At 65.5% G+C, this 24,845-nt stretch carries 28 protein-coding genes and 1 pseudogene; 14 read left to right on the plus strand and 15 right to left on the minus strand.

The genetic code is table 11. The annotated features are described in order from the left end of the window. Positions 1-171: 171 nt before the first annotated feature. Together NG697_RS13985 and NG697_RS13990 are read left to right on the plus strand one after the other, a co-directional pair. Positions 172-798 carry a CE1759 family FMN reductase gene (locus tag NG697_RS13985; protein WP_252611459.1) on the plus strand — a complete coding sequence of 209 codons (627 nt, stop codon included), beginning with the start codon at positions 172-174 and terminating at the stop codon, positions 796-798. Between the two features lie 114 nt (positions 799-912). Further along, the gene (locus tag NG697_RS13990; RefSeq protein ID WP_252614509.1) at positions 913-1,281 is read left to right on the plus strand and encodes a TFIIB-type zinc ribbon-containing protein; all 369 of its coding nucleotides are present in this window, start codon (positions 913-915) and stop codon (positions 1,279-1,281) included. A gap of 67 nt (positions 1,282-1,348) precedes the next feature. On the opposite strand, the gene NG697_RS13995 is transcribed toward NG697_RS13990, so the two are convergent. Further along, positions 1,349-1,921 carry a hypothetical protein gene (locus NG697_RS13995; protein ID WP_252611463.1) on the minus strand — a complete coding sequence of 191 codons (573 nt, stop codon included), beginning with the start codon at positions 1,919-1,921 and terminating at the stop codon, positions 1,349-1,351. A gap of 2 nt (positions 1,922-1,923) precedes the next feature. Next, entirely contained in the window at positions 1,924-2,379 is a 456-nt protein-coding gene (locus NG697_RS14000; protein ID WP_056341733.1) for a hypothetical protein, read from the minus strand. A gap of 690 nt (positions 2,380-3,069) precedes the next feature. Here NG697_RS14000 and dnaB point away from each other — a divergent pair. Beyond that, on the plus strand, positions 3,070-4,452 hold the full coding sequence (gene dnaB, locus NG697_RS14005) for a replicative DNA helicase (protein WP_058930676.1): 1,383 nt from the start codon (positions 3,070-3,072) through the stop codon (positions 4,450-4,452). A gap of 63 nt (positions 4,453-4,515) precedes the next feature. Here the strand turns inward: dnaB and NG697_RS14010 are convergent, their stop codons facing one another. Together NG697_RS14010 and NG697_RS14015 are read right to left on the minus strand one after the other, a co-directional pair. Next, positions 4,516-5,484: an acyl-CoA thioesterase gene (locus NG697_RS14010; RefSeq protein WP_252599684.1), complete on the minus strand. Its 969-nt coding sequence runs from the start codon at positions 5,482-5,484 to the stop codon at positions 4,516-4,518. A 123-nt stretch (positions 5,485-5,607) separates the two neighbouring features. After that, positions 5,608-5,940: pseudogene (locus NG697_RS14015) on the minus strand (rhamnogalacturonan lyase family protein); the annotation flags it as partial. A 64-nt stretch (positions 5,941-6,004) separates the two neighbouring features. Between NG697_RS14015 and aztD the strand changes: the two are divergent. Continuing rightward, positions 6,005-7,300, plus strand: a complete 1,296-nt coding sequence (aztD, locus tag NG697_RS14020; RefSeq protein WP_252614510.1) for a zinc metallochaperone AztD — start codon at positions 6,005-6,007, stop codon at positions 7,298-7,300. 96 nt (positions 7,301-7,396) lie between these two features. Here aztD and NG697_RS14025 read toward each other — a convergent pair whose 3' ends face one another. Next, a complete protein-coding gene (locus tag NG697_RS14025; RefSeq protein WP_252599682.1) occupies positions 7,397-7,831 on the minus strand; it encodes a DoxX family protein in 435 nt (144 codons plus the stop codon). A gap of 128 nt (positions 7,832-7,959) precedes the next feature. Between NG697_RS14025 and NG697_RS14030 the strand changes: the two genes are divergently transcribed. From NG697_RS14030 to NG697_RS14040, 3 genes are all read left to right on the plus strand, one after another. Next, positions 7,960-9,312 carry an MATE family efflux transporter gene (locus NG697_RS14030; RefSeq protein ID WP_252611469.1) on the plus strand — a complete coding sequence of 451 codons (1,353 nt, stop codon included), beginning with the start codon at positions 7,960-7,962 and terminating at the stop codon, positions 9,310-9,312. A gap of 25 nt (positions 9,313-9,337) precedes the next feature. Then, entirely contained in the window at positions 9,338-9,928 is a 591-nt protein-coding gene (locus NG697_RS14035; protein ID WP_252611472.1) for a hypothetical protein, read from the plus strand. Positions 9,929-10,031: 103 nt separating this feature from the next. After that, entirely contained in the window at positions 10,032-10,403 is a 372-nt protein-coding gene (locus tag NG697_RS14040; protein WP_058930682.1) for a hypothetical protein, read from the plus strand. Here NG697_RS14040 and NG697_RS14045 read toward each other — a convergent pair. Next, complete coding sequence (locus NG697_RS14045) at positions 10,400-10,945, minus strand: CGNR zinc finger domain-containing protein (RefSeq protein ID WP_252599679.1); 546 nt, start codon at positions 10,943-10,945, stop codon at positions 10,400-10,402. The genes NG697_RS14040 and NG697_RS14045 overlap by 4 nt on opposite strands. Positions 10,946-11,016: 71 nt before the next feature. Between NG697_RS14045 and NG697_RS14050 the strand changes: the two genes are divergently transcribed. Next, entirely contained in the window at positions 11,017-12,021 is a 1,005-nt protein-coding gene (locus NG697_RS14050) for an EamA family transporter (RefSeq protein ID WP_252599678.1), read from the plus strand. A gap of 170 nt (positions 12,022-12,191) precedes the next feature. On the opposite strand, the gene NG697_RS14055 is transcribed toward NG697_RS14050, so the two are convergent. Beyond that, positions 12,192-12,455: a WXG100 family type VII secretion target gene (locus tag NG697_RS14055; protein WP_252611473.1), complete on the minus strand. Its 264-nt coding sequence runs from the start codon at positions 12,453-12,455 to the stop codon at positions 12,192-12,194. Between the two features lie 234 nt (positions 12,456-12,689). On the opposite strand from NG697_RS14055, the gene NG697_RS14060 reads away from it, so the two are divergent. Beyond that, positions 12,690-12,962 (plus strand): DUF2277 domain-containing protein, encoded by a 273-nt coding sequence (locus tag NG697_RS14060; protein WP_104062916.1) that lies wholly within the window; start codon positions 12,690-12,692, stop codon positions 12,960-12,962. Positions 12,963-13,051: 89 nt separating this feature from the next. Here the strand turns inward: NG697_RS14060 and NG697_RS14065 are convergent, their stop codons facing one another. The 6 genes from NG697_RS14065 to NG697_RS14090 all read right to left on the minus strand — a co-directional run bounded on the left by NG697_RS14065 (position 13,052) and on the right by NG697_RS14090 (position 18,561). Further along, entirely contained in the window at positions 13,052-15,478 is a 2,427-nt protein-coding gene (locus NG697_RS14065; protein WP_252614511.1) for a heavy metal translocating P-type ATPase, read from the minus strand. A 24-nt stretch (positions 15,479-15,502) separates the two neighbouring features. Beyond that, positions 15,503-15,733, minus strand: coding sequence for a heavy-metal-associated domain-containing protein (locus NG697_RS14070; protein ID WP_252614512.1), 231 nt, complete (start codon positions 15,731-15,733; stop codon positions 15,503-15,505). 63 nt (positions 15,734-15,796) lie between these two features. After that, positions 15,797-16,144 (minus strand): metal-sensitive transcriptional regulator, encoded by a 348-nt coding sequence (locus NG697_RS14075; protein ID WP_252599675.1) that lies wholly within the window; start codon positions 16,142-16,144, stop codon positions 15,797-15,799. Between the two features lie 322 nt (positions 16,145-16,466). Continuing rightward, positions 16,467-16,985 carry a universal stress protein gene (locus tag NG697_RS14080; protein WP_252599674.1) on the minus strand — a complete coding sequence of 173 codons (519 nt, stop codon included), beginning with the start codon at positions 16,983-16,985 and terminating at the stop codon, positions 16,467-16,469. A 71-nt stretch (positions 16,986-17,056) separates the two neighbouring features. Next, positions 17,057-17,821 (minus strand): class F sortase, encoded by a 765-nt coding sequence (locus NG697_RS14085; protein WP_252614513.1) that lies wholly within the window; start codon positions 17,819-17,821, stop codon positions 17,057-17,059. A 116-nt stretch (positions 17,822-17,937) separates the two neighbouring features. Next, the gene (locus NG697_RS14090) at positions 17,938-18,561 is read right to left on the minus strand and encodes an LPXTG cell wall anchor domain-containing protein (protein ID WP_252614514.1); all 624 of its coding nucleotides are present in this window, start codon (positions 18,559-18,561) and stop codon (positions 17,938-17,940) included. 284 nt (positions 18,562-18,845) lie between these two features. Between NG697_RS14090 and NG697_RS14095 the strand changes: the two genes are divergently transcribed. The 3 genes from NG697_RS14095 to NG697_RS14105 all read left to right on the plus strand — a co-directional run bounded on the left by NG697_RS14095 (position 18,846) and on the right by NG697_RS14105 (position 20,589). Continuing rightward, complete coding sequence (locus NG697_RS14095) at positions 18,846-19,046, plus strand: hypothetical protein (protein WP_056342139.1); 201 nt, start codon at positions 18,846-18,848, stop codon at positions 19,044-19,046. A 126-nt stretch (positions 19,047-19,172) separates the two neighbouring features. Further along, positions 19,173-20,309, plus strand: a complete 1,137-nt coding sequence (locus NG697_RS14100; protein WP_252614515.1) for a WD40/YVTN/BNR-like repeat-containing protein — start codon at positions 19,173-19,175, stop codon at positions 20,307-20,309. Next, the gene (locus tag NG697_RS14105; RefSeq protein WP_058930693.1) at positions 20,302-20,589 is read left to right on the plus strand and encodes a MoaD/ThiS family protein; all 288 of its coding nucleotides are present in this window, start codon (positions 20,302-20,304) and stop codon (positions 20,587-20,589) included. The genes NG697_RS14100 and NG697_RS14105 overlap by 8 nt, the downstream gene beginning before the upstream one ends. A 137-nt stretch (positions 20,590-20,726) precedes the next feature. Here NG697_RS14105 and NG697_RS14110 read toward each other — a convergent pair whose 3' ends face one another. After that, entirely contained in the window at positions 20,727-20,963 is a 237-nt protein-coding gene (locus tag NG697_RS14110; RefSeq protein ID WP_056341782.1) for a hypothetical protein, read from the minus strand. Between the two features lie 238 nt (positions 20,964-21,201). Between NG697_RS14110 and NG697_RS14115 the strand changes: the two genes are divergently transcribed. Continuing rightward, positions 21,202-22,278 (plus strand): ATP-dependent DNA ligase, encoded by a 1,077-nt coding sequence (locus tag NG697_RS14115; RefSeq protein WP_252611481.1) that lies wholly within the window; start codon positions 21,202-21,204, stop codon positions 22,276-22,278. 147 nt (positions 22,279-22,425) lie between these two features. Here NG697_RS14115 and NG697_RS14120 read toward each other — a convergent pair whose 3' ends face one another. Then, positions 22,426-23,745 (minus strand): MFS transporter, encoded by a 1,320-nt coding sequence (locus NG697_RS14120; protein WP_252611482.1) that lies wholly within the window; start codon positions 23,743-23,745, stop codon positions 22,426-22,428. 232 nt (positions 23,746-23,977) lie between these two features. On the opposite strand from NG697_RS14120, the gene NG697_RS14125 reads away from it, so the two are divergent. Beyond that, positions 23,978-24,793, plus strand: coding sequence for an IclR family transcriptional regulator (locus NG697_RS14125; RefSeq protein ID WP_252599667.1), 816 nt, complete (start codon positions 23,978-23,980; stop codon positions 24,791-24,793). Positions 24,794-24,845 lie beyond the last annotated feature (52 nt).

Consider the following 24,845-nt stretch of genomic DNA (forward strand, 5'->3'; position numbering starts at 1 on the left):
AGAAGGGGTGCCCCTCCCGCGCATCCAGGAAAACGCAGATGCTCATTTCATGCCGCCTGGAGTGCAACCGCCGGTGACCTGGCACCGCTGGAATAAACGCGGACAGGCATCGGTTATCTCGATACATGCAAACACATGTATCATAGGCTGTACCGAACCTCAGGAGTCCAAGTGGAAACCCGCCGCATCACCGTACTGTCCGCCGGCCTGGGCGTGCCGTCCTCGAGCAGGCTGCTCGCCGACCAGCTCGCCGCTGCAGCAGAGCACCGCCTCGCCGATGCGGGTTTCGAGGTGAAGGTTGAGGTCGTTGAGCTCCGGGACCTCGCGGTGGACATCGCCAACAACTTTGTCACCGGCTATGCGGCCCCTCGCCTGGCGGATGTCATTGCCGGCGTGGAGGCAACCGACGGCATCATTGCCGTTAGCCCGGTGTTCAGCGCTTCCTACAGCGGCCTGTTCAAGTCCTTCATCGACGTCCTGGACCCCAAGTCCCTGGACGAGAAGGCCGTCCTGCTGGGCGCCACCGGCGGTACCGACCGCCACCAGATGGTCCTCGAGTACGCCATGCGCCCGCTGTTCAGCTACCTGCGCACCAGGATGGCCGCTACGGCCGTTTTCGCCGGCCCCCAGGACTGGGGTAAAACGGACGACGGCGGCTCGCCCTTATCGTCGCGGATCGACCGTGCGGCGGCTGAGTTCGCCGCCCTCCTCGCGGAGGATCAGCCCGGCCGCAAGCCGGCGGCACTGGAGTCCCTGCCGTTCGAACAGCTCCTGGCAGGCATTTCCGGCGGACGCTAAGGCGCCGGTCCGCAAAGTCCGCGCCCGTCCGCAAAGCTCCCCCGTCAGCGCCCGGGATCCCGGCGTCTGAACTATTCGGTGTCCCCGGTCGTTGACCGGAACATGAAATGTCCTGTGGATTCAATTGACCTGATCATGAGCGAACGCAGCGGCGTCGAGATCGACTACTGCCCGCAGTGCCGCGGCGTCTGGCTGGACCGCGGTGAGCTGGACAAAATCATCGACCGCGCCAACGACGCTATGGACGGCGGCGCTCCTACGCCGGCGCGCCCGGTGGCCGCGGCGCCTGTCGCTGCTCCGGTTCCGCCCCCGCTGTATACGAACTTTGAACCCCGCCGCGAGCAGCCGCGGTACGAGCAGCCCCGTTACGACCAGCCGCGCTACGACGACCGGAAGTACGACAAGCCGGGGTATGACCGCGACCACGACCGCCGGCGGCCCAAAAAGAAGGAAGGCTGGCTGGGAGACATCTTCGACTTCTGACGGCCGGACGGCGCACTGTGCCGCGGCTGGGAGCCTTGGGGTCCGGGAGCGTAGCCGCCCAGGATCCTTAGTCGTCCAGGAGGGCGATGAACTCGCGTGCCTGTTTCATGGAGATGTCCGAGTGCTTGGTCAGCGCAGTGGCGGCGCCTTCGGTGTCGCCACTGCGCGCCAACGTGCGGATGCGGCCGTAGATCTCGTCGTTGAGCATATTGCTGCTGACCTCACGCGTTACATCGCCCTTGCTGGCAATGGCGCGGTAGCGGTAGGGGAACCGCTGGGGCGTGTCGTCATCGTCGGGCTCCGCCTCCGCCGCTTCAGCGGCAGGGCTGCGGTAGGCCTGCGGGTGGGCGGCCAACGCCCCCACCGCGTCCCGGGATGCCCGCAGTCCTTCTCCTGTGGCCTCGTAGTACAGCTTGATGGCCGCCATCGCCTGTCCCTGGGCAATCAGCGCGTACAACCTGCGGTGCTGGTCCTCGGAGAGCTTGGTGGCGGCCCGGCGGGCCACCTCAATCGGATCCGGCGCAGGGGCCGTGCCGGCCTGCTTGGCGGCCGCCTGCCGCCTGCTGACCGCCCGGGCAGCCAATGCGACACCGGCGGCCACGACCGCGAGGATGATAACGGGGATCACGAGCGATTCCATTTCTAAAGCCGATCTACATACTTTTTGGCTGTCGCCAGGTCCGTTTGGGTTGCCTGGCGGAGGAGTTTGATGGCCTGGATCTTGTGCCCGTCGTGCGCCATTGTCTGCAACTGCATGGCCAGCTGAGGGTCCAGAATCCCGCCGGGGAGCGCCGCATAGCCATACTGGCCGGCACCCGCTCCGGACTGCCCGCGCCGTGCTGCCCGGGCATGGTCTTCCTGCTGCGATTGCTGCTGTTCGTTCTGGCTGGGCCGGGTGTTGGCTTCCAGGCGGGCACGCACGGCTGTTGCCACGCGTACCTGCTCGGCATAGTGCTCCGCAGAGCGCCTCGCCAGGTCCTGCTGGTACTTCTCGGCGTCGGACGTCCCGGAATTACGGGGTCTGAGGGCCGTCGTAAATGCCCAGATTATTGCCGCCAACACGCCAGCCGGCAGAAACACCATCAGTACATCGCCCATAATCAGAGCTTATGCCAGATGCCCGTTATCCACAGCACATTCCGGCCGTTGCATACAGCCGATTCGCTGTGGCGTCAAAAGATGCCGGCAGGTGTGCGATGCATCACTAAACCGGTATGAATCGCCGGTGGAGGCGCTCGGATATCCGGATCTTTCAACAGCGCCACGCCGCAAGCTGTGGATGAAGGTTGCGAAAAAAAGAATTTAGTCCACATCTTCGACGAACGTTTTCGCAGGTCAGACGCCTATATACGGCAAAAGTTTTTTTGTTTCCACAGGTCCACCCACAGGCTGTGCACAAGCTATGCCCCTTAGTGCACAGGTTATCCACAGCCCTCCGGGTTGGCGGGCTTGGACGCTGGGGCGGTGGCGGCTACCGTTGCGGGATACCTGCTTTTGGGGTGCTGTGACGCCGTTGCGCACATGTGCTGTCGCAGCAGTGGAGGACTTCGGTCCGGCTGCTGCGGCGCTTTCTGTGGATAACTAGCGGAACATGGGGATAACTCCCACGCGCGTTGCGCAGACTCAACGTTGCGGAGGCTTCAATCGGGCCCGCCGCGCTTCATTGTCGGAGGCCGCTGATAGACCTGAACGTATGCCGTCCCGTGGAGGTCCCGCAGGAGGGCATCCCGGCAGGTGAATGACTTACTCGCCGCATCAAGTCGCGGCACACTATGGAGGACGGCAGCTTTGTCAGTAACGCACCTGGACTCGATCGAGGGTACCCGCGGATCAGAAGGCAGCCGTAAGCCACCACAGGACATTCCCGCTGAGCAGTCCGTCCTCGGCGGCATGATGCTGTCCAAGGACGCCATCGCTGACGTTGTGGAAATCCTCCGCGGACAGGACTTCTACCGGCCTGCGCACGAGACCATCTACGAGGCGATCATCGACCTCTACGGCCGCGGCGAGCCGGCGGATGCGGTTACGGTCTCGGACGAACTGACCAAGCGCGCAGAGATCAACCGGATCGGCGGACCCGCCTACCTGCACGAGCTCATCCAGACTGTCCCTACGGCCGCCAATGCCGGCTACTACGCCGAAATCGTGGCAGAGCGCGCCATTCTGCGCCGGCTCGTCAACGCAGGCACCAAAATCGTCCAGCTGGGATACGGTTCCGACGGTGAGGTGGAGGACCTGGTCAACCAGGCACAGGCCGAGGTTTACGCCGTCGCGGAGCGGCGCACAGCAGAGGACTATGTGGTCCTCAAGGACGTCATGGAAGCCACGGTGGACGAGATCGAAGCGTCCGGACACCGCGGGGAAGGCATGACCGGTGTGCCAACGGGGTTCTACGAACTCGATGAACTCACCCATGGATTGCACCCGGGGCAGATGATCGTTATTGCCGCCCGTCCGGCAGTTGGCAAGTCCACGTTTGCCCTGGACTTCGCCCGCTCGGCCGCCATCAAGAACAACCTGGCCACTGTGATGTTCTCGCTCGAAATGGGCCGGAACGAAATCGCCATGCGCCTGTTGTCCGCAGAGGCAACCATCGGCCTGCAGGACCTTCGCAAGGGCACCATCAAGGACGAGCAATGGTCCAAGATCGCCACCACCATGGGCCGGATGAATGATGCCCCGCTCTTCATCGATGACAGCCCGAACATGTCGCTGATGGAAATCAGGGCCAAGTGCCGCCGCCTCAAGCAGCAGCATGACCTGAAGCTCGTGATCCTGGATTACCTGCAGCTCATGAGCTCCGGCAAGAAGGTGGAGTCACGCCAGCAGGAAGTCTCCGAGTTCTCCCGTGCGCTGAAGCTGCTGGCCAAGGAACTCCAGGTTCCGGTCATCGCCCTGTCGCAGCTCAACCGTGGCTCCGAGCAGCGCCAGGACAAGCGGCCCATGGTCTCTGACCTCCGCGAATCCGGCTCCATCGAGCAGGATGCGGACATGGTCATCCTGCTGCACCGTGAGGACGTCTACGACAAGGAATCCCCGCGTGCGGGCGAGGCGGACATCCTGATCGCCAAGCACCGTAACGGCCCCACCAAGGACATTGTGGTGGCATTCCAGGGTCACTACTCGCGCTTCGCCAACATGGCGGCCGACGCCGGCGGCAGCGGCTTCTAAGGTCGTTCCCGCCGGGGCTGGCTGGCTGGTTTAGCCCTGCCCCAGCAGATGGATCCCTCCGTCTTAGCCCTGCCCCAGCAGGTGGTTGGGCAGCCGGTTCCCCGGGGCGGTCCCACGGATCTCGAGCAGTTCGCGGGCGTGGGCATGCAGGCGTTTGTCCTCCGCCGAGACCGGCACCCAGCCGGGGACGGGCACGGAGTTGCCGTCGGCGTCGCGGGCCACCATCACCGTGAGGCAATACGTGGTGAGGTTCAGTTCTTTGCCCTTCGGATCTCCGGAGCGCACATGTACGGCGATGTGCATGCCTTTCGTCCCGGTGTAGACCAGCCTGGCCTCGACCTCCACTACGTGGCCGATCAGCAGGGGCCGGTAGAAGCGCACGCCGCCGGAGAAGACCGCCACGGTGTCCATGCCGCAGTAGCGGGACGCGCAGACGTAGGCGGCTTCGTCGATCCACTTCATCACGATTCCGCCGTGCACTTTCCCGCCCCAGTTCACGTCCGTGGGGGCCGCCATGAACCGCAGCGTCACGCGTTCGGCGGTCCCGGCGTCGGTATATTCCTGGGCGTTCATGGCTTCGACGATCCGTTCACGGACCTTGATCCGCGCCAGGGCGTGGTCCCGCTGTTCGATCTCCGCGGCCGTGATCGGTTCGAACTGTTTGACGGGTATGGGCTTGCCGTTGTCGCCGACCGCCACAAAGATCACCATGCACTGGCTGCGCATCGTGGCAGGCCCGCCCTTGGGGTCGCTTGACGAGACGACGGTCCGGATGTGCATGGAGGAGCGTCCCGTGTAGACGATGGTGGCCTCCACCTCCACCATGTCGCCGCTGTTCACGGGGTCCGCGAAGTGGATGTTGCCCACGTAGGCGGTGACGCAGTAGGACTTGGCCCAGCCCACGGCGGCAGCGTACGCAGCCTTGTCCACCCATTCGAGGACGGTCCCCGCATCCACCGAGCCGCTGTGGCCCACATCCGTGGGGGCAGCCAGGAAGCGGAGGGTTACGGAATTGGCCGCGGTCTCAGTCATGCTGCGATCTTACTGAGGCGCGGTGTTACCGGAGGGTCGGGGCCGACACATACCCGCAACAGGTACTGCCCCACCCGCCCTTTTGGGGCGGACAGGGCAGTTCTGTCGGTGGACTACTGGAGGCTACTTTGCGCCGGTATAGGTGATATCCGGCTGTGCGGGCAGTTTCATGCCCACTCCGATGAAGAAGCTGGGGTGCGGCGGCTGGTTGTAGGCGATGTTCTCGCGCGCAACCGACTGCCGATACACAGGATCATGCATCAGGGTGCGGAGCCGGACGTCAGTGCCGGCGCTGGTGGTGTAGATCCGCAGTTCCGTGCTGTCCGACGACGGCCACGCAATTTCCTCACGCCAGTCACCGAGCAGATCGGCCTGGATGGCCGGAGTGCCCTTGGTGCTGTTGTTCGACTTCGTTCCGGCCGCCGTCAGCCATGACGCAGCCGAGGTCATCCAATTTGCATCACTATTGATAATGACTATCGTTAGTGATATGATAAAAACTCACTCACATCCCGGCCATATGCGCACTTATCCGCAGGCTCTCCCGGCAGTTCTCGCGGTTTCGGCACTGCTCCTCACGGCATGCGGGGCTGCTCCGGGCGCGGGCTCCGGACCGTCGCAGGGCGCAGGCCCTGACTCGGCCGGCACTTCCGCTTCTGCCACAGCAGGGCGGGCGAAGGAAGGCCAGGCCCCCACCCCTCGGCTGGTCCTGACCCACGACGCCGGCATTAGCGTTCTCGATGCGAAGACGCTGAAGCCCGTGGAGGAAGTGCCGCTGGAAGGCTTCAACCGCCTCAGCCCGGCGGGCGACGGCCGGCACGTTCTGGTGGCCACCGGAGATTCCTTCCGCGTCTTCGATGCAGGTGTGTGGACCGAGGCGCACGGCGACCATGGGCACTCCTATGCCGCCGCACCTCGGCTGACGGACCGGGCCTTCAGCGCCAGCAAGGCCGGCCACGTGGTCAACCACGCCGGGAAGACAGTGCTGTTCAATGACGGTTCAGGGAAGGTGGAGGTCTTTGATCCGGCCGCGCTGACTGACGCACTCAAGGCCGGCCTGCCCGAGACCAGCACCTACACCGCACCCGAAGCCCACCACGGCGTCGCCATCGCGTTGGAGGATGGGAAGCTGCTGGTCACCCTCGGGAACGAGGAGGGCCGCACTGGCCTGGCGCTGCTGAGTGCGCCGGAAAATGGCGGCGGGCAGGGACGCGGTGAACTGCTCCGCAACCAGGAGTGCCCCGGCGTGCATGGTGAGGCAGTGGCGGGCCATGAAACCGTGGTGGTGGGCTGTGAGGACGGCATGCTGGTCTACCGCAACGGCGCCTTCACCAAGGTTGCAGGCCCTGACCCGTACGGCCGCATGGGCAACCAGGCCGGAAGCCATGAATCTCCCGTGATCCTCGGCGATTACAAGGTGGACAGGGACGCTGACCTGGAGCGGCCCACCCGGATCTCGCTGGTCAACACCGACACCGGGACGCTGCAGCTGGTGGACCTGGGCGCCAGCTATTCCTTCCGTTCCCTGGGCCGCGGTCCGGGCGGGGAGGCTCTGGTGCTGGGCACCGACGGGGCGCTTCATGTGATTGATCCGACGACGGGCGAAGAGAGCACTGCCATTTCCGTGGTTGGCGCCTGGACGGAGCCGGATGCCTGGCAAGATCCCCGCCCGACCCTGTTTGTCCAGGGTTCAACCGCCTACGTCACAGAACCGGCTGCTTCCAGGATCCATGCCGTGGATCTCAAATCCGGGAAAATCATCAACAGCACGGACCTGGACCACGTGCCCAACGAACTGACCGGGGTGACCGGCTGACGCTCCTGCCACGGCAAAGACGTTAAAAGCCCGACGGCGGACCGGCACCTGGGTGCCTGTCCGCCGTCGGGCGCTGCTCGTTGAGGAGGAGTCCGCTTAGGCGAGGACTGCCAGTTTGGAGCCCTTGCGGCCGAACAGGACGCGGTCCACGGACACGCGGCCGGCTCCGGTGAGTGCGAGTGCCAGGGCGGCAGCGCCCAGGAGCAGCACCAGTTCGTACCCGCCCTTGTCGGCGAAGACTCCTGCCGAGGCGTGCACCAGGAAGAAGGCGCCGATCATGTTTACGGCCAGCAGGGCGGCCACCACGCGGGTGAGTACGCCCAAGATGAGGGCAATGCCGCCAGCCAATTCGAGGCCTGCGACGAGGGGCGCTGACACGTTGGCTGCCGGAACGCCCATCTGGGTGAACGCGGCCTGGGTGCCGGCGATGGTCCATTCGTTGAACTTCTGCCAGCCGTGGGCGGCGAAGAGGAAGCCGAGGGCGACGCGCAGGACGGTGATGGCAGTGGTGGTGAGGCGTGACTGATTCATAAATCGAGTCTCTCTGACCATTAGTTGAAGTGTCAACTAATGGTCCGCCATTGTGTCCTTTGTCATGACTTCCGGCGTCACGGAAGCGGAGCAGCCAGGTGGGCGGTGCCGGCCGTTAGGCTGAAACCGTGCCCAACCAATCCGCCCCCGCTGCCGTCCAGCGTCCCGCCAGCCATGCCCGGGAAATCCTGCGGCTCGCCGTGCCGGCGTTCGGCGCACTGATCGCCGAACCGCTGTTCCTGCTCGCGGATTCGGCCATTGTGGGCCATCTCGGCGTGGCCCAGCTGGCCGGGGTGGGGCTCGCCTCCGCCGTGCTGCACACCGCCGTCGGCCTGATGGTTTTCCTCGCCTACTCCACCACCCCGGCGGTGGCCCGCGCGATGGGACACGGCCAGCTGGGCAAGGCACTCGCGGCCGGGCGCGACGGCGTCTGGCTGGCACTTCTGCTCGGCTTGGTCCTGGCTGTGGCTGGCTTCTGGGCTGCTGAACCGCTGGTGGCCCTGATGGGGGCGGAGGGTGAGGTTCGCGCGTTCGCCGTTGACTATCTCCGCTGGTCCATGCCCGGCCTGGTGGCCATGCTGCTCATCTTCGCAGGCACCGGCGTCCTGCGCGGATTGCAGGACACCAGGACGCCGCTGCTCGTGGCCACCGCAGGCTTTGCCTTGAATATTGTCCTCAACCTGTGGCTGGTCTACGGGCTGGACTGGTCCGTTGCGGGCTCGGCGGCAGGCACCAGCGTGGCCCAATGGGCCATGGCGGCCGTCTATCTGGTGATGGTCCAGCGCAATGCCGCCCGGCACGGCATCAGCCTGTGGCCCGACTGGAGCGGCATCCGCGCAATGACCCGGGTCGGTTCGTGGCTTATGCTCCGCACGCTGAGCCTGCGCATCGCCATCCTGGCCACGGTATTTGTGGTCACGGGGCAAGGTGCCGTCAACCTGGCGGCACACCAGCTGGCCATGACCATCTTCTCGTTCCTCGCCTTTGCCCTCGATGCCCTTGCCATCGCCGCCCAGGCCTTGATCGGCAAGGAACTGGGCGCCTCCAACGCCGTCAGGGCGCGGCACCTGACCCGGACCATGATCCGCTGGGGCATTGGATTCGGCGTGGTCACGGGAGCCCTGCTGGCCGTCGCGGCGCCCTGGGCAGGGGTGCTGTTCACTTCCGACGCCGGCGTCCAGTCCGTGCTGACCTACGCCCTGTGGATCCTGGCAGCCGGTCAGCCTCTTGCCGGGTTTGTTTTTGTCCTGGACGGCGTGCTGATCGGCGCCGGGGACGCCAGGTACCTGGCGCTGGCGGGCGTGGTCAACCTCGCTGTCTACGTCCCCATGCTCGTGGCCGTTGCCGTCTCCGGCATGTCCGCCGCCGCAGGCCTGGTGTGGCTGTGGGCCGCCTTTGCGCTGGGGTACATGGCCGCCCGGGCGCTGACGCTGGGCCTGCGCGCCCGGGCGGACCGCTGGATGGTGCTGGGTTCGCCATAGGGCCGGCGGCCACTAAACTGGACCGGTGAACCAACCACTGACGCCCACAGATGCTCCCGCCGGCACCGCCCAGCAGGCAGACCTGTGGAAGCCGGTTCTGCTCCGGGCCGTGGCCGCACTGTTGTTCGGCGCCGCGACCATTTTCTGGGCCGGACCGTCGGTCCAGGTCATGGGCTGGGCGGGCGGGCTGTACCTGCTGGCCACGGGCCTGCTGGTCCTCTGGGCCATCCCGAAGACCGGCTACGCGCGTGACGGCATGCCCGGCAAGATCCTCTCCGCCGCAGGGGCCGCCCTGGCAGGCGCCGGTGTTGCCCTGGCGCTGCTTCACGGGGACCGCGTCTTCGGCGTCGTCGCGGCAGTGGGACTTGGCCTGGCCGGAGCCGTGGAGCTGTACTGCGGCCTCAAGTATCGTCGCCGGCACGTGCTGGCCCGCGACTGGCTGGCCTCGGGCATCATCGGCCTTGGTACCGCGACGATCCTGCCCTTCTTCATCAGCCTCGGAGCCCATGCCCTGCTGGGCGTCGCCGGCGGCGGAGCCATCATCTCCGGTGTGCTCTGGGTCCTGTCGGGGCTGACGCTAAGGCACGATTCCCGGCCCGCCTCCACGAAGCCGTAAACTAGAAGCGAAAGGTTCTACCCGGCGTAGAAAACGCGCCCGGAACAACCCCACACATTCGAACCAGCACGCCCTTCGGCATGGCTGTAGGAGAGGAACTACCTTGGCAGACCAGAAACCAGGAAAACCGCGCAAGCTGCGGACCTCGGTGAAGGGGCCGCTGATGTTCTCTGCGTTCTGGGCCGTCCTCGCCTTCGTTACGGTGCTGATCTTCGCCTCCGGCGGCAGCTCGAAGACCCCGCGGTTCGACCTCGCCTTCACGGGCGCCGGCATCGCGTTCATCGTCACGCTGGTGATCGCGGCCATGCTGGCCATGAGCCACAAGGAGAACTCCGAACACCTGGGCAAGGGATCCGGCGTCAACCTGAGTTCCGCCCGGAAACCGTCGCACGGATTCGGGGGACACGGCCCCAGCCAGGCCGGCGGCGCCCCTGAGACTCCGGACGCTGACGGTACCGGCTCCAGCCACTCCTAGCGAACAATAGCCTGCCGCGCGCGGTACGCTGCCACGTGCGCGCGGTTGGCGCAGTTCCCGGTATCGCAATACCGTTTCGACCGGTTGCGGCTGAGGTCCAGGACCACGGCATCGCAGTCCTCGGCCTCGCACACGAGCATGCGGTCCATCTCCTTGCTCCGGATGACGTCCGCCAAGGCCATGGCGGCTTCGGTGCCCATGCGCTCTGCCAGCGGCGCGTCCCTGGCAGTGGCGTGCAGATGCCAGTCCCACTCATCGTGCTTCATTAGCTGGGGGAGTGCGTTGGCCTCGCGCAACAGGCGGTTGACGCCTGCCACAGCAGAGTCTTCGTCTGCAGTCCAGAGGGCGGCAAGCCGCCCGCGCAGTTCGTGGACACTCGACAGCTCCGCCGCATCGCGGGCGCGGGCTCCACTGAACCCCTCGGACTGAAGGAAATGATCCAGGTCCGCCACCGTGGCGAGCGATTCGCGTCCGTTGGCGGCGGTGTTGATCAGGTTGACGACGGCGCGCAGGGCTATTTCGGTGTCAGGGGCAAAGACCATCTTGACTCCTTACTGGGGTCGGGCGTAATGTCAGGACCATTATCACACTTTACTCCTGACAGGAGGCGTCGGTGACTGCCGCCCCTAACCCCGCAGCCGCGGGCGGATTCCTTGGCTCGGGCCTTGGAATCGCGTTGTTCTCCTCTGCCGTCTTCGGGCTCTCCGGCTCCTTCGCCAAAGCGCTCCTGGAAACCGGCTGGTCCCCGGGCGCTGCCGTGACGGCCCGCCTGACCGGTGCCGCGCTGATCCTCGCCGTTCCTGCCGTTCTGGCCTTGCGCGGACGGTGGTACCAGCTGCGCGACAACTGGGTCACCATCGGTCTTTTCGGCCTGATCGGAGTGGCCGCATGCCAGCTGTTCTACTTCAACGCGGTAGCCCGCCTGTCCGTGGGTGTAGCGCTGTTGCTTGAATACCTGGCTCCCGTCCTCATCGTCCTTTGGCTATGGGGAGCCAGCAAGAAGCGGCCACGGGCGCTGACCTTCGGCGGAACAGTGCTGTCGCTCGGCGGCCTGGTTCTCGTCCTGGACCTCACCGGAACGGTCAAGATCGACATCATCGGGGTCCTGTGGGGGGTGGCCGCTGCCGTATGCCTTGCCATCTACTTTTTCATCACGGCCAAGGAGAATGATTCCCTGCCGCCCATCGTCCTGGCGTCCGCCGGGCTGCTGGTGGGGGCAGCCGTTATGTGGCTGGCGGCCGCCACGGGACTGCTTCCCATGGCCTTCAGCACCGCGGATACCAGGCTCGGCCCCTGGATCACGCCCTGGTGGGTCTCCCTGGGTGGCCTGGTCATCCTGGCAACAGTCCTGGCGTACGTTTCCGGCGTTGTCGCTGCCCGCGCCCTTGGCTCCAAGGTTGCGTCCTTCGTTTCGCTGACCGAGGTGCTGTTCGCCGTGACCTGGGCCTGGCTGCTTCTGGGTGAGCTGCCCGGCGCCATCCAGCTCCTGGGCGGCGTCCTCATTGTCGGCGGGGTGGTTCTGGTCCGGCTGGACGAGCTGCGCTCCGGCACGGCCGCTGCAACTGTCGGTGCGCCCGCGCCGCTGGACCACGCGAACGACGTCGAACCTGTGCCCTGAGTGCCGGCTGCCTTGCCCTGTAGGACTTGCCCTAAAAGGCAGGTGCCACAGGCCGGGGCACCGCCGTCGCCCCGCCGTTGTGCCTCCCTTTCGTTGAGCACCCGCCGATAAATGCCGCGAGGGCCCGGACACTGTGCAGTGTCCGGGCCCTCGCAGTAGGGCTTCTGCGGTTAGCGTGAAGCCTGGTCCTGCTCGCTGGCGTTCTTGGTGGCCTTCTTGCTGGCATCCTTCAGCGCCTGGATGACCTGGTTCAGCGCCGCGGTGTGCGTGCCTGACCATTCGCCGCGGAAATGGTCGGCGTCCGGGCCCTTCCAGTTGGTGCTGTCCAGCACGCGCGTCAGGTTGGACCTCTGCTGCTCGATCTCGCCAGCACCGGCCTGCAGCTTGCTGCCAAGAGTCCTGAGCTGTTCTACATCTGCGCCCCAAATAGCCATCAGTTTTCTCCTCGTTGCCTTGGATCCGATCCAGATCGGCATCCCAGCGGCCCCCGGCTCACCCGGAAGATCCATTACCTGGAACCTATCCCGGCCCCAAATCACTGTCGATGGGCACCGCTGCCCATGCACCACTCCCCATGGGCCACAGCTCCCGGTGGTTGAATGTCGACAAGCTCGATCACCGGTGGGCGGGGGGTCGATCCGAAGCGTTCCAGAGCCTAGCATGGGCATATGTGCCGGAACATCCGAACCCTCCACAATTTCGAACCGCATGCCACCTCTGAGGAAGTGCATGCCGCCGCGCTGCAGTATGTGCGCAAGGTCAGCGGCAGCACCAAGCCGTCCAAGGCCAACGAGGACGCCTTCGAAGCGGCGGTGCACGAGATCGCCCACATCACCCAACACCTGCTGGATTCGTTGGTCACCCACGCTCCCGCCAAGCACCGGGACGAAGAGGCCGCCAAGGCAAGGGCCCGGGCGGCCGTGCGCTTCGGCACCGCCTGAGCGGCGCTTCCCCTGAAAGTAAGTAGCGCCAACAGTCGTTTTGAGCGTTCATAACGACAGTTAGCGCTACCTAGTTGGGTGGGCGCTGCCTACTTGCCGAAGCTGCGCAGCCGGAGCGAGTTTGCCACCACCAGGACGGAACTCGCCGCCATCGCGGCACCGGCAATCATCGGGTTTAAAAGGCCCAGGGCGGCCACGGGAATGCCGACGGCGTTATAGAAGAACGCCCAGAACAGGTTGGCCTTGATGGTGGCCAGCGTCCGCCGGGACAATTCGATGGCCTGCGCCACCTGTCCCAGGTCATTGCCCATGACGGTGAGGTCCGCCGCCTCTATGGCCACATCGGTACCGGAACCCATGGCGATGCCCAGGTCAGCCTGCGCCAGCGCGGCGGCGTCATTCACGCCGTCGCCGGCCATCGCCACAATGGCCCCGCCCGCCTGGAGCCGACGGACGGCGTCGACCTTCCCGGCAGGCAGAACACCTGCATAAACGTTGTCAGGGGAAATGCCGACGGCGGCAGCGACCTGCGCGGCCACCGCGGCGTTGTCCCCGGTCAGCAGAATGGGGCGCAGCCCGAGCTTCTTCAGCTTTGCCACAGCTTCCGCGGATCCCGGCTTCACGGTGTCGCGGAGACTGATGATGCCGGCAGGGGTGCCGTCCACCGCCACCCAGATGGCCGTGGCACCGGTAGCTTCCGCATCGGCCAGCGCCTCCATCTGCGCGCCGGAAGGGCGGACGTCGTTCTCCGTGAGCCAGCCGGTGCGGCCCGCGAGGATCACTCGCCCATCAGCGGTTCCCACCACTCCGCCGCCGGGTGCCGAACGGAAGTTTTCGACGGCGGGGAGCCGCCCGCCGTCGTCGTGCCCGGTTTGTGCCTCAAGGGCCGCGGCCGCGATGGCGTGTGCGATCGGGTGCTCCGATGCCGCTTCGACGGCGCCGGCGAGCCGCAGCACGTCCTTGCCCTGGTATCCGTCAAACGCGAGAGTGTTGGCCACGGCGAGTTTTCCGGTGGTGACGGTGCCGGTCTTGTCGAGCAGGATGGTGTCCACGGTGCGGGTGTCTTCGAGGACCTGCGGGCCTTTGATCAGGATGCCCAGCTGGGCGCCCCGGCCGGTTCCGGTGAGCAGTCCCACGGGAGTGGCAAGCCCCAGGGCGCACGGGCAAGCGATGACCAGGACGGTGACTGCGGCGGTGAAAGCTGCCCTGAGCTCGGCAGGCTCAATCACCGGGCTGCTGAATGCGAGCCACAGCGCAAACGTGAGCACGGCGAGGGCAAGAACTATGGGGACAAAGACGGCGCTGATCCGGTCGGCGAGGCGGGCGATGGGGGCTTTGCCGGTCTGCGCCTGCGAGACCAGCCGGGCCATCTGTGCCAGCGTGGTTTCGGAGCCCACGCGTGTGGCCCGGACCAGTAGCCGGCCGGAAGTGTTGATGGTGGCGCCCGTGACCTTGCTCCCGGGCTCCACCTCCACCGGGACGGATTCGCCGGTCAGCAGGGATGCGTCCACTGCTGAAATTCCGTCGATCACCTCTCCGTCCGTGGCGATTTTTTCGCCGGGGCGGACCACAACGACATCTCCCACGCGGAGCTGATCGGCGGGGACTTTATGTTCGGAGCCGTGGCGAAGGATGGTGGCGTCCCTGGCGCCAAGGTTCAGCAACGCCTTGAGGGCGTCGCCGGCCTTCTGTTTGGCGTTGGCTTCGAGGAACCGGCCAAGGAGCAGGAAGGTGGTGACCACGGCGGCCACTTCGAAGTACAGCCCGCCGCTTTCCATGCCCTCCATGGCCGGGTGTTCGGTCATACGGGGATCCAGGGCCAGTTGCCACACGCTGAAAAGGTAAGCGGCAGCGACGCCGATGGAGACGAGAGTGTCCATGGTGGACGCCAGGTGGCGGGCATTGACGGCCGCAGCGCGATGGAAGGGCCAGGCCGCCCAGCTGACCACCGGAAACGCCAAGGCCCCGGCTACCCAGCCCCAGTTGGGAAACTGCACGGCCGGAACCATCGAAATCGCGAGGACCGGGAGCGTCAGTATCGCGGCCACGATCAGGCGCGGGCGCAGTTGCGAGGAGGCGGGGCCGTGGGACATGTGGTCACCTTGCGCGCCGCCTTCGGCGCCATGCTCCGCGTGCTCGGTCGTTCCTCCCTTAGACGCACGCTTCCGCATGCCACCGGAGTCGGCGCTGTGCCCGTCTTCCGTACCGCCGTGCTGAGGCTGGTCGTGATCGGTGGCGTGGTGCTCGTGGGCGGTGCTTTGGCTCGGGTAGCGCGGGAGGCGGACGGTTGCTTTGTAGCCGGTGGCGTTGACTGTGTCCACTATTTGCTGGTCCGTGATGCCGGCCGGGACCGTGACGTGGGCGGATTCCAGCGGGAGGTTGACGGAGGCTTCGACGCCGTCGAGTTTGCCCAGCTTCTTTTCCACGCGGTTCACGCAGGAGGCGCAGGTCATGCCCTCAATGTCCAGTTCAACCACCCGGCTTTGAGGCTGGTGATGGAGATGGTCTGTGCTCATGATGGATCCCCCGATCAGACAGCGTTACGCGTCGTTGGCAACAACCAGGTAGCCTGCTTCGGCTACCGCCTCGCCGATCTCGGACGGCGACAGCTCCTGGCTTGAGGTGATGGTGACGGTGGAAATGCCGCCGGCGTTGAGTTCGACGTCGAACGTTTCAACCCCGGCGAGCGATTCAAGTTCCTCGCTGACAGACGAAATGCAGTGGCCGCAGGTCATGCCGGACACGTTGACGGTGGTGGAGGTGCTGCTCATGGCTGGCTCCTTGAAAGGGGGCCGGCGGTGGCCGGCCGTGAATGGGTGGTCAGTGGCAGGTGGTCAGCGCAGGAGGCGGCCGATGGCCTCTGTAGCTTCCTTGACTTTGACGTCGATGGCTTCAGCGCGAAGGTCAGGGTCAGGTTCCGCGGCGGCACCCACTACGCAGTGGCCGATGTGCTCCTCCACGAGTCCCAGGCTCACGGCGTGAAGCGCTTTGGTGACCGCGGAGACCTGAGTCAGTATGTCGATGCAGTATTTGTCCTCATCCACCATCCGGGCGATGCCGCGGACCTGGCCTTCGATGCGCTTGAGCCTGCGCAGGTATGCCTCTTTGTTGGCGGTGTAGCCATGCGTAGGCGCCGGGTCGGTGCCAGTGTGTGTGGTCAAGGTTTCCTGCGAAGGTTCCATGCTGCCAATATATACCCCGTAGGGGTATATAGCAAGTACCCCCTGGGGGTATCCAATTCGGGGATGCTCGCCACGAGCCAGGGGTAGGTACGGTTGCCGGAGGGCAGAAAAAAGCTCCGGAGTGCGTTATTGGGGGATACGCACTCCGGAGCAGCTTTTGGGGCAGATTAATCCGGCCTCTGCGACCGGATCCTTCTGCTTGAATTAGCTTACGTGCCGGTACAGCCGTCCGCTACCACCTCGAATAACTACTTTCGCTTTATTATTTCGGACCCCCGGAAACGGCCCCGAAGAGCCGAGGCCAACGGCTCAGGCTCCCGGCTCAGGCCTCGTCCTGATGCGCCGGTCTCCGGTAGGGAACCACCAGCACTGGCCGGCTTTGATGATGAGTCAGCCAGAGTCCAACTGATCCGTTGAGCAGTTCGGAGATCCGGTGGGTCAGGCCCCGCTCCGACGTTCCCACGACGATCATGGGGGAGTTGCTTTCCGCGGCGAGACGGGCCAGTGCACGGCCCGGATCCCCCGCCAGGGTCCGCAGGGTCCAATCAACGGGGGCGCCCGACGTCGCGGCGTCGGCCACGGCTCGCTCGATCACCGCCCTGAGGCCGGAGGTGACCGATCGGATATCGTCGTCGTCCTTGTCCGGGTGAAGCGACAGTCGGTGCGCGGATCTGGTCGGATCCCATTCCACCAGGTAGCTGGCCTCGTCAACATAGGCGCACAGCAACGGCGCTGACAGTTTGGCTGCGAGGGATGTTGCGGTCTTCAGCACCTCCGGATGCTGATCGGGCAGCAAGCCGACCAAGAGTGGAGGCGGGCCACTGAAACGTTCTGGATTCATAAGGCCATTCTGTGCCGCTGGGCGCCACTTGAACAGGGCGTCAGGCGCGTGGACGTGTCAGCATGGACGTGTCAGCCGGCAGCGGGCGACGCCGAGACCACCACGTTTTTTCCCCACGGGTCTTCCGTGTAGCAGCTGATCAGGACCACGCGGCTGGGCACCATGTCCCAGATGGGGCTGTCCTTGAGGCTGTCCTTGAGGTATGTGGTGACGCTGTCCACGCGGTAAGGGATGGTGCCGGTTACGGTGACGACCTCGAACGTGTCGCCAATGACGGCAGCGGAGCTGAGGTGATTGAACGGGGCGTCCCGGCCCTCCCAGCTGTGTCCGATGATGTACGTGGTGTTGCCCGACCCGTTGCCGGGAGTCCCGAACGGTGTCAGCCAATACCCGTCCATGGTGGTGGGCGGCTCTACTGTACGGGTGGCGACGGCCGAGGCGTCCGGTTCAAGGGGATGGACGGCCGTGTCGATTGCCGCAGCGGGGTAGAGGATACGCAGGGGTGCGGAGGCTTCCGGCAAAGCCGGGCCGGGGGTGGTGGCGTCTGCGGCCGGGGCTGTTGCCGTCTTTGGAGCTGCCCCCGGAGCTTCGCCAGTGCCGGACAGCGGCCAAGGAACGGACGACGGCGTGGCCCGGGACCGTGCCGACAGTTCCGCTGCGGGGACGGCGGCTTCCCCGTGCTTGAGCAGCGGAGCACCGAAGGTGAGGGACAGGAAACCCAGGACTCCGCACAGCAGGATTGCCAGATCTCCACGGTTCCATGCCCGGACGCGCAGGACTTCCAGGACACGCAGAACGCCACCCCGGACGCCGTGGGTGCTGGAGTGCTTCGCCATGATGTTCCTTTGCGTTCAGAGGGTTGAAGGTGCGCCTGCTTGAAATTGCGCCGAGGGCGTCCCGCCAGGTTTTGGCGGGACGCCCTCGGTGACAGTCTGTGGCAGCGCTGGCGGCGTCAGCCCGCCGTCGGCGATTCCGTGCGGGACTTGCGGCGCACCGCAACCACGGCGCCTGCACCCAGCAGGACACCCAGGCCGGCCAGCCACGTAGTACCTTCATCTGTTCCGCCCGCAGCGGTTTGTGCGTTGAAGCCCTGGTTGGTGCCCTTGCTGACAGCGGCTGCTGCCGCGGCGGGCGCCTTGGCAGCTGCGCCCTTGGGGGCGGCAACCTGGGGTGCTGGCGTCTGCGCCGCCGGTGTGACCGCGCCGGCGGCCCCAGCCACCACTGCCGGTGGGTCCACGACGATGGGCGGAACAACAACCAGTGGATCCACAACAACCGGTGGGTCCACGACGACGGGCGGAACAACAACCGGCGGCAGCGTCACGGCCTCGCAGTCATTGTCAAAGTCCGCCATCCCTTGAACGTCCCAGTTCAATCCGCCAGGCAGCAGCTCATTGGGAGGGATGATGTCCCTTGAGTGACCGCTATGGGCACCCAGGCCGTTCACCCCGCTAAGGTCAATGCTGATGGTGTGTCCGTTGTGGCAAAGAGTGAAGTTGTCTGCCGCGCTGGCCGGGGCCGTGACGCTGAGCATTGTCAGCCCCACCACTCCCAAGGTTGCGAATGTTCGTTTCATGGTTTTTCGTCTCCCCAGATTTTTCCGAAAGGACCATGGCGGCGAGGGAGAAGCGGCGGTTCTCTGAATGCCCCCAGCAGCATGATCAGTTTTGCTTGTGGATTCAGGCTAGGGGCGCCGGACGGGCGCGGTCGCGAGTAGCGGGTACTCGTCTTTTTCCGCCTTTGACCTGCGCCGTTACCTGTGGGTACGCGGAAATGGGAGCCCGCTACTGGAGTTTTCCACCCTTGAACGTGGACAGAGCGGCGCCTAACGTTGGAGCATACGAAAGGTGCGTGACCGGCATGGAAATCTACATGTGGTGGCTGGATCTGGACCTGCAAACCAAGGAATGGCTGAGAGAAAACCTCCGTGCGGCGGAACTGCCGCTGCCGGTGCTGCAGGGCATCGCCGAAGCCGGCGGGCCGCATCCGGATACCCCGGTGGCTGTCCTCACCGAAGCCGACTGGGATTTCATCGAGACGCAGTCCGAATTCGTCGACTGACCGGACGCCCCTGGCGCCGCCGGCACGGCCACGCCGGACCGGTACACCCGGAGCAGTCCCCTCGGACCAGTCCACATAGCGAAGAAAAGCGTTGCGGCCCTCCGGCCGGGGTGGTTGCATGGGTGCATGGCAACCGCAGAGAACTTTGTCTTAGCGATCGGGACCAAAAAAGGCCTCTGGCTGGCCACCAGCCAGGACCGGAAGCAATGGTCCTTCTCCGGCCCGCATTTCCTGATGAGCGAAATCCCGAGCATCGGGATCGACACACGGGACGGCCGTACCCGGATCATGGTGGGCGTCAGGTCCGAGCACTGGGGCCCGACTGTGGCCCATTCCGATGACCTCGGCGCCACCTGGACCGAACCTGGACAGGGCGCCATCACGTTCCCCGAAGACACCGGCGCGGCCGTGGAGCGCATCTGGCAGATCTACCCGGACGCAGAGTCGCGGCCAGGGGTGGTATGGGCAGGTGCCGAACCGATTTCGGTCTGGAAATCCACCGATGGCGGCGAGCATTTCGAACTCAACCGCGGGCTATGGGACCACCCTCACCGCAGCGACTGGGGTGCGGGCTACGGCGGCGCCGCCGCCCACTCCATCGTGGTGAATCCGGCCGGGGACAACGTCCACGTCGCCATGAGCACCGGCGGTGTGTACCGCTCGCTCGACGGCGGTGAGTCCTGGGAACCCCGCAACAAGGGTATTTCGGCCTACTTCATGCCGGACCCCAATCCTGAGTTCGGCCAGTGCGTCCACAAGATCGCGGCGGATGCTGCGGTGGAAGGACGGCTGTACGCGCAGAACCATCACGGCGTCTACCGCACGGATGATAACGGCGAAAACTGGAACTCCATCGCCGAGGGACTTCCGGCCGACTTCGGTTTTGTGATGCTGACGCACCCGCGCCGGGAAGGAACCGCCTGGGTTGTGCCGCTCAAGGCCGACGGCGAGCGGATCCCGCCCGAAGGGAAGCTTGCCGTGCACCGAACGGACGATGCCGGGGCCACCTGGAAGCGCCTGGATACGGGCCTGCCCAAGGGGGAGTACAACAGCGTCCTCCGCGACGCCGCGGGCGTGGATTCATCCGAGCCAGCCGGCGTCTACTTCGGAACGCGCGGCGGCACCGTGTACGCCAGCGCGGATGAGGGGGAGACGTTTGCTGAGGTTGTCAGCCATCTCCCCGACGTCCTGTGTGTCCGCGCCTGCGTAGTCTCTACGGCTGGACTGCCGGTTCCGGAAACGGCAGCGGCCCGCGGTGCCTGACATCAGCGTCGTACTACCCAGCATCCTCCAGCCGCTGGCCGGCGGCCAGTCCATCCTGACTGCGCCCGCCGACGGGACGGTGACGGTGGGAAGCCTGCTGGATTCGGTGACCGGGGATTACCCGGTGCTGGCCAGGCGGCTGCGGGACGAAACCGGGGCGCTTCGCCGGTACGTGAATATTTACGTTGCCGGTGACGAAGTGCGTCGGCTCCAGGGCCTGGAAACTGAGGTGTCGCCCGGCCAGGAGGTACTGGTCATCCAGTCGGTGGCCGGAGGTTAGGGCCGAAGTATCTCTCGGGCGGTCCGGCGGGCAGTCCTGACTGACTGCGCCCGCCCTCGTCGTGCAAGACTCCGGAGTACAAGATTCAAGGGTGCAAGATTCCGCAAGTAGTGCTGCGCCAGCGGCCCAACACGCGGTCAGGCAATGCGCCAGACGCTGCATTCGTCCGTATTGATCGCTTTCCGCGAGCCGGTGTGATGGTCCATGATCCAGACAACGCCGATTCCCGGTGCTGTCTCCTGGACACGGCCACGGCGGATGACCACGTCGTCGTAGCTGGGGCCTACGGAGAGGCGGGCCTCGATTTCATCGCCGCGGTGGAGCTGGTCCAGGGCGCGGACTCTTGTTACATGGGCTTTGGCTTCCTTCAACATGGGGGCCTCCTGGCTGGAGCTGGTGCCTGCGCTTGCCGGCACTTCCAGTGTGGCTGGGCAATGTTGCGCCCTGGTTTCCTCAACGTTAGGAGCCGGTTAGTTCTCCGCGATCGATTCGTTTCCGCCGGCACTACAGATTCGGCGAATCCCACACGTCAAACCCCGCTGCGGCCTTCAGTTGGGCATCGTGCCGGTTCAGGCCTACCGCCGGCGGGCCTCCCGGGCAAGAATGAGCACTATGCAACTTCCCGTGATGCCTCCCGTCCCGCCCATGCTCGCCAAGGCCGTCAGCGGGATGCCCGACGGGGCCCTCAGCTATGAGCCCAAGTGGGACGGGTTCCGGTCCATCATTTTCCGCGACGGCGATGAGCTGGAGATCGGCAGCCGCAACGAAAAGCCAATGACCAGGTATTTTCCTGAGCTCGTGGAAGCCCTGAAGGAAAACCTGCCGCCCCGCTGTGTGCTGGACGGCGAGATTGTCCTGGTGGGGGCCTCCGGTGACCGGCTCGATTTCGATGCCCTGCAGCAGCGCATCCATCCTGCCGCCAGCCGGGTCAAGCTCCTCGCCGAACAGACGCCCGCCAAGTTTGTGGCCTTTGACCTGCTGGCCCTGGGCGACGACGACTACACCGGCCGGCCCTTCGCCGAGCGTCGGGCAGCGCTGGAAAAGGCGCTCGCCGCCAGCAAGGCTCCCGTCCACCTCACCGCCGCGACCAAGGACAAGGCCACCGCCGAGCAATGGTTCCAGCAGTTCGAAGGTGCAGGCCTGGACGGGATTGTGGCCAAGCCGCTGGAGGGGAGCTACCAGCCGGACAAACGCGTGATGTTCAAGGTCAAGCACGAACGTACGGCCGATTGTGTGGTGGCCGGCTACCGCGTGCACAAGAGCGGACCGGACGCGATCGGCTCTTTGCTGCTGGGCCTGTACAAGGACGACGGCGGCCTGGCGAGCGTGGGCGTGATCGGCGCCTTCCCCATGAAGCGCCGGCAGGAGTTGTTCGAGGGACTCCAGACGCTGGTCACGGACTTCGACGGTCATCCTTGGGCCTGGGCCAAGCAGGAGGAAGGCGAACGGACCCCGCGCAACGCGGAGGGCAGCAGGTGGAGCGCGGGCAAGGATCTGTCTTTTGTGCCGCTCCGGCCACAACTGGTGGTGGAGGTCAGGTATGACCACATGGAGGGCGACCGCTTCCGCCACACTGCCCAGTTCAACCGCTGGCGGCCGGACCGGGATCCCGAATCCTGCACCTACGCCCAACTGGAGGAACCGGTCAGCTTCGACCTTGCCTCGGTCCTGGACACCGGACGGCCGTAGGCACCCTGCCCGCTTCCCGCCGTCGAACGTTCCAGCCCATCTGCCCCGCGCGGGTACGGAAAAGCCGGCGCGTCCTGGGGACACGCCGGGCCTTCCGGTAAGCAACTGGGCAGCAGCGTCCGGGCTGTAACGTCTGGGCTGCCGGGCCTACTTCAGGCCAAGCTGCTTGGTGGGGACGTTGAAGGTCTCCTTGGCTGTCAGGGCGGAGATGGCCGAGATCCCGCAGATGACGGCGGTGAAGATGCTGATCTGGACCCAGCCGCCGGGCCTGATGCCGCCCATCGCTGCCACGATGGCGGGAGCGAAGCCTGCCATCAGGAAGCCGAGCTGGGTTCCGATGGCCAGGCCGGAGAAGCGGACCTTGGTGCTGAACATCTCGGCGTAGAAGGACGGCCAGACGGCGTTGGAGGCAGCGTAACCGCAGGAGAAGAACCCGATCGCTGCGAGGAACATCAGCGGGACGCTTCCGGATTCCAGGCTGAGCAGGAAGACCGGCGTGAGGATGGCGCTGGAGAGTGCGCCGTAGATGAAGACCGGCTTGCGGCCGATCCTGTCGGCGAGCATGCCAAAGAGCGGCTGGGTGCCCAGGGCCACCAGGTTGGCGCCGACGACCAGCCAGAGCGTCGTGGTCCCGTCAACACCGGCGACGGTCTTGGCGTAGCTGATGGCGAGGGTGCCGAACACGGTGGAGACAGCGGCGATGAAGGCACAGCAGACCACTCGGAGCACATCGCGCCAGTGGTCCTTGAGGAGGTCGGCAACGGGCAGCTTGGAGATCTGGGCGGTCTTCTGGGCTTCCTCGAAGGCCGGCGGTTCGTGCAGTGTGCGCCGGATGAAGAACGCCACCAGCACCACCACAGCGCTGAGCCAGAACGGAATGCGCCAGCCGATGCCGTACTTGATCTCGTCCGGGAGGGCCAGGACGGGGATGAAGACGAGGGCGGCGAGGATCTGGCCGCCCTGGGTGCCCGTGAGGGTCCACGAGGTGAAGAAGGAGCGGCGGTTGTCCGGCGCGTGCTCCAGCGTCATGGATGACGCCCCGGCCTGCTCGCCCGCGGCGGAGAGACCCTGGCAAAGCCTTGCCAGCACCAGCAGTGCCGGAGCCCACCAGCCCACGGTGTTGAAGTCAGGCAGGCAGCCGATCAGGAACGTGGACGCGCCCATTAGCAGCAGCGTGAACATCAGCACCTTCCGCCGGCCCACCCGGTCACCGAAGTGGCCCAGGATGACGGCGCCCACCGGCCGTGCCACGTAGGCGAAACCGAAGGTGGCGAAGGACATGATGGCCGCGTTGGCCCCGGCGTCCGGGAAAAACACCGTGGGGAAGATCAGGGCGGCGGCGGAACCGAAGATGAAGAAGTCGTAGTATTCGACGGCGCTGCCCAGGAAGCTGGCGAGGGCTGCTTTCTTTGGCGTCCCGGCCGGGGCAACGGTGCCCGGCCCGGCGGACGGAAGTGTCTGGCTCATGGAGTTCCTTTGATGTGACGACGTTGTCGCGGATGGATCTGGAGGGCGCAGCCGCACCTGCCTGAGTGATGGCGGAGCGCGGTGCGGCTGGTGTCCGTTGAAAGACCCGGACCAGTAGCCACATGGTGGGAGCTACTTGTGCGATACAGCAATGATGGCTGTGAGCGCAGTCACTTGTCAAGAAAATAATCACCATCTAGAAATAGTTCCCACGATGTGGCAACATCGACGTATGAGTGTGAATCAAACCACAGCAGTCGATGACGTTGCCGCCGAGTCACAGCCGCCCAAGGGTGACCGTACCGACATGGTGGGCAAGGCCCTGGGCCTGCTGGTCCTCCTGGGCGACGAACCCCGCGGTGCCAGCGCCGCGGAGATCTCGCGCCGGGCCGAACTTCCGTTCAGCACCACCTACCGCCTCCTGGGTTCCCTGACGCGCGACGGCTTTGTGGACTATGAGCCGGACGGCCGCCGCTACCACCTGGGCCTCCGCATCTTCCAGCTGGGGCAGCGGGTCTCCAATCATCACGGATTTGCCGGCACGGCCCTGCCGGTCCTGCGTCGCGTCACCGAGCAGACGGGGGAGGCCACCATCCTCAGCGTCCGCGACGGCCATCATCACCTCACCGTTAACAAGGTTGACGGCCCCCAGGCGTTTCGCGTCACCAGCGACCCCGGCCACCTTGGCGCCCTGCATGCAACCGCCGTGGGCAAGGCCCTCGTGGCGTTTGCCGAGGACGCGGAGCGGGAAGCCCTGATCGAGGAGCTCCAGTTGGAAGCGCTCACCGAACACACCATCACGGACCGGGGTGCCTTCCGCGCCGAAATGGAACTGGTTCGCCGCCAGGGGTATGCCGTGATGGATGAGGAGAACGAGAACGGCATGCGCGCCGTGGCCGTGCCGCTGCTCAATTCTCAGGGCCACGCCTTCGCCTCCCTTGCCACCGCCGTTCCCGTGTTCCGCCTCAGCATGGAAGCCCTGCTGGCCCATGTGCCCCTGCTGCAGGATGCCGCGGCGGAGCTGGCAGCGCGCTTGCCGCAACGGTAAATAACTCCAAAATGTTCGCATCTAGAACAATCGTGCGAGAAGTGAACAAGTG

This window comes from Pseudarthrobacter raffinosi, from assembly GCF_023913835.1.
Lineage (GTDB): Bacteria > Actinomycetota > Actinomycetes > Actinomycetales > Micrococcaceae > Arthrobacter > Arthrobacter raffinosi.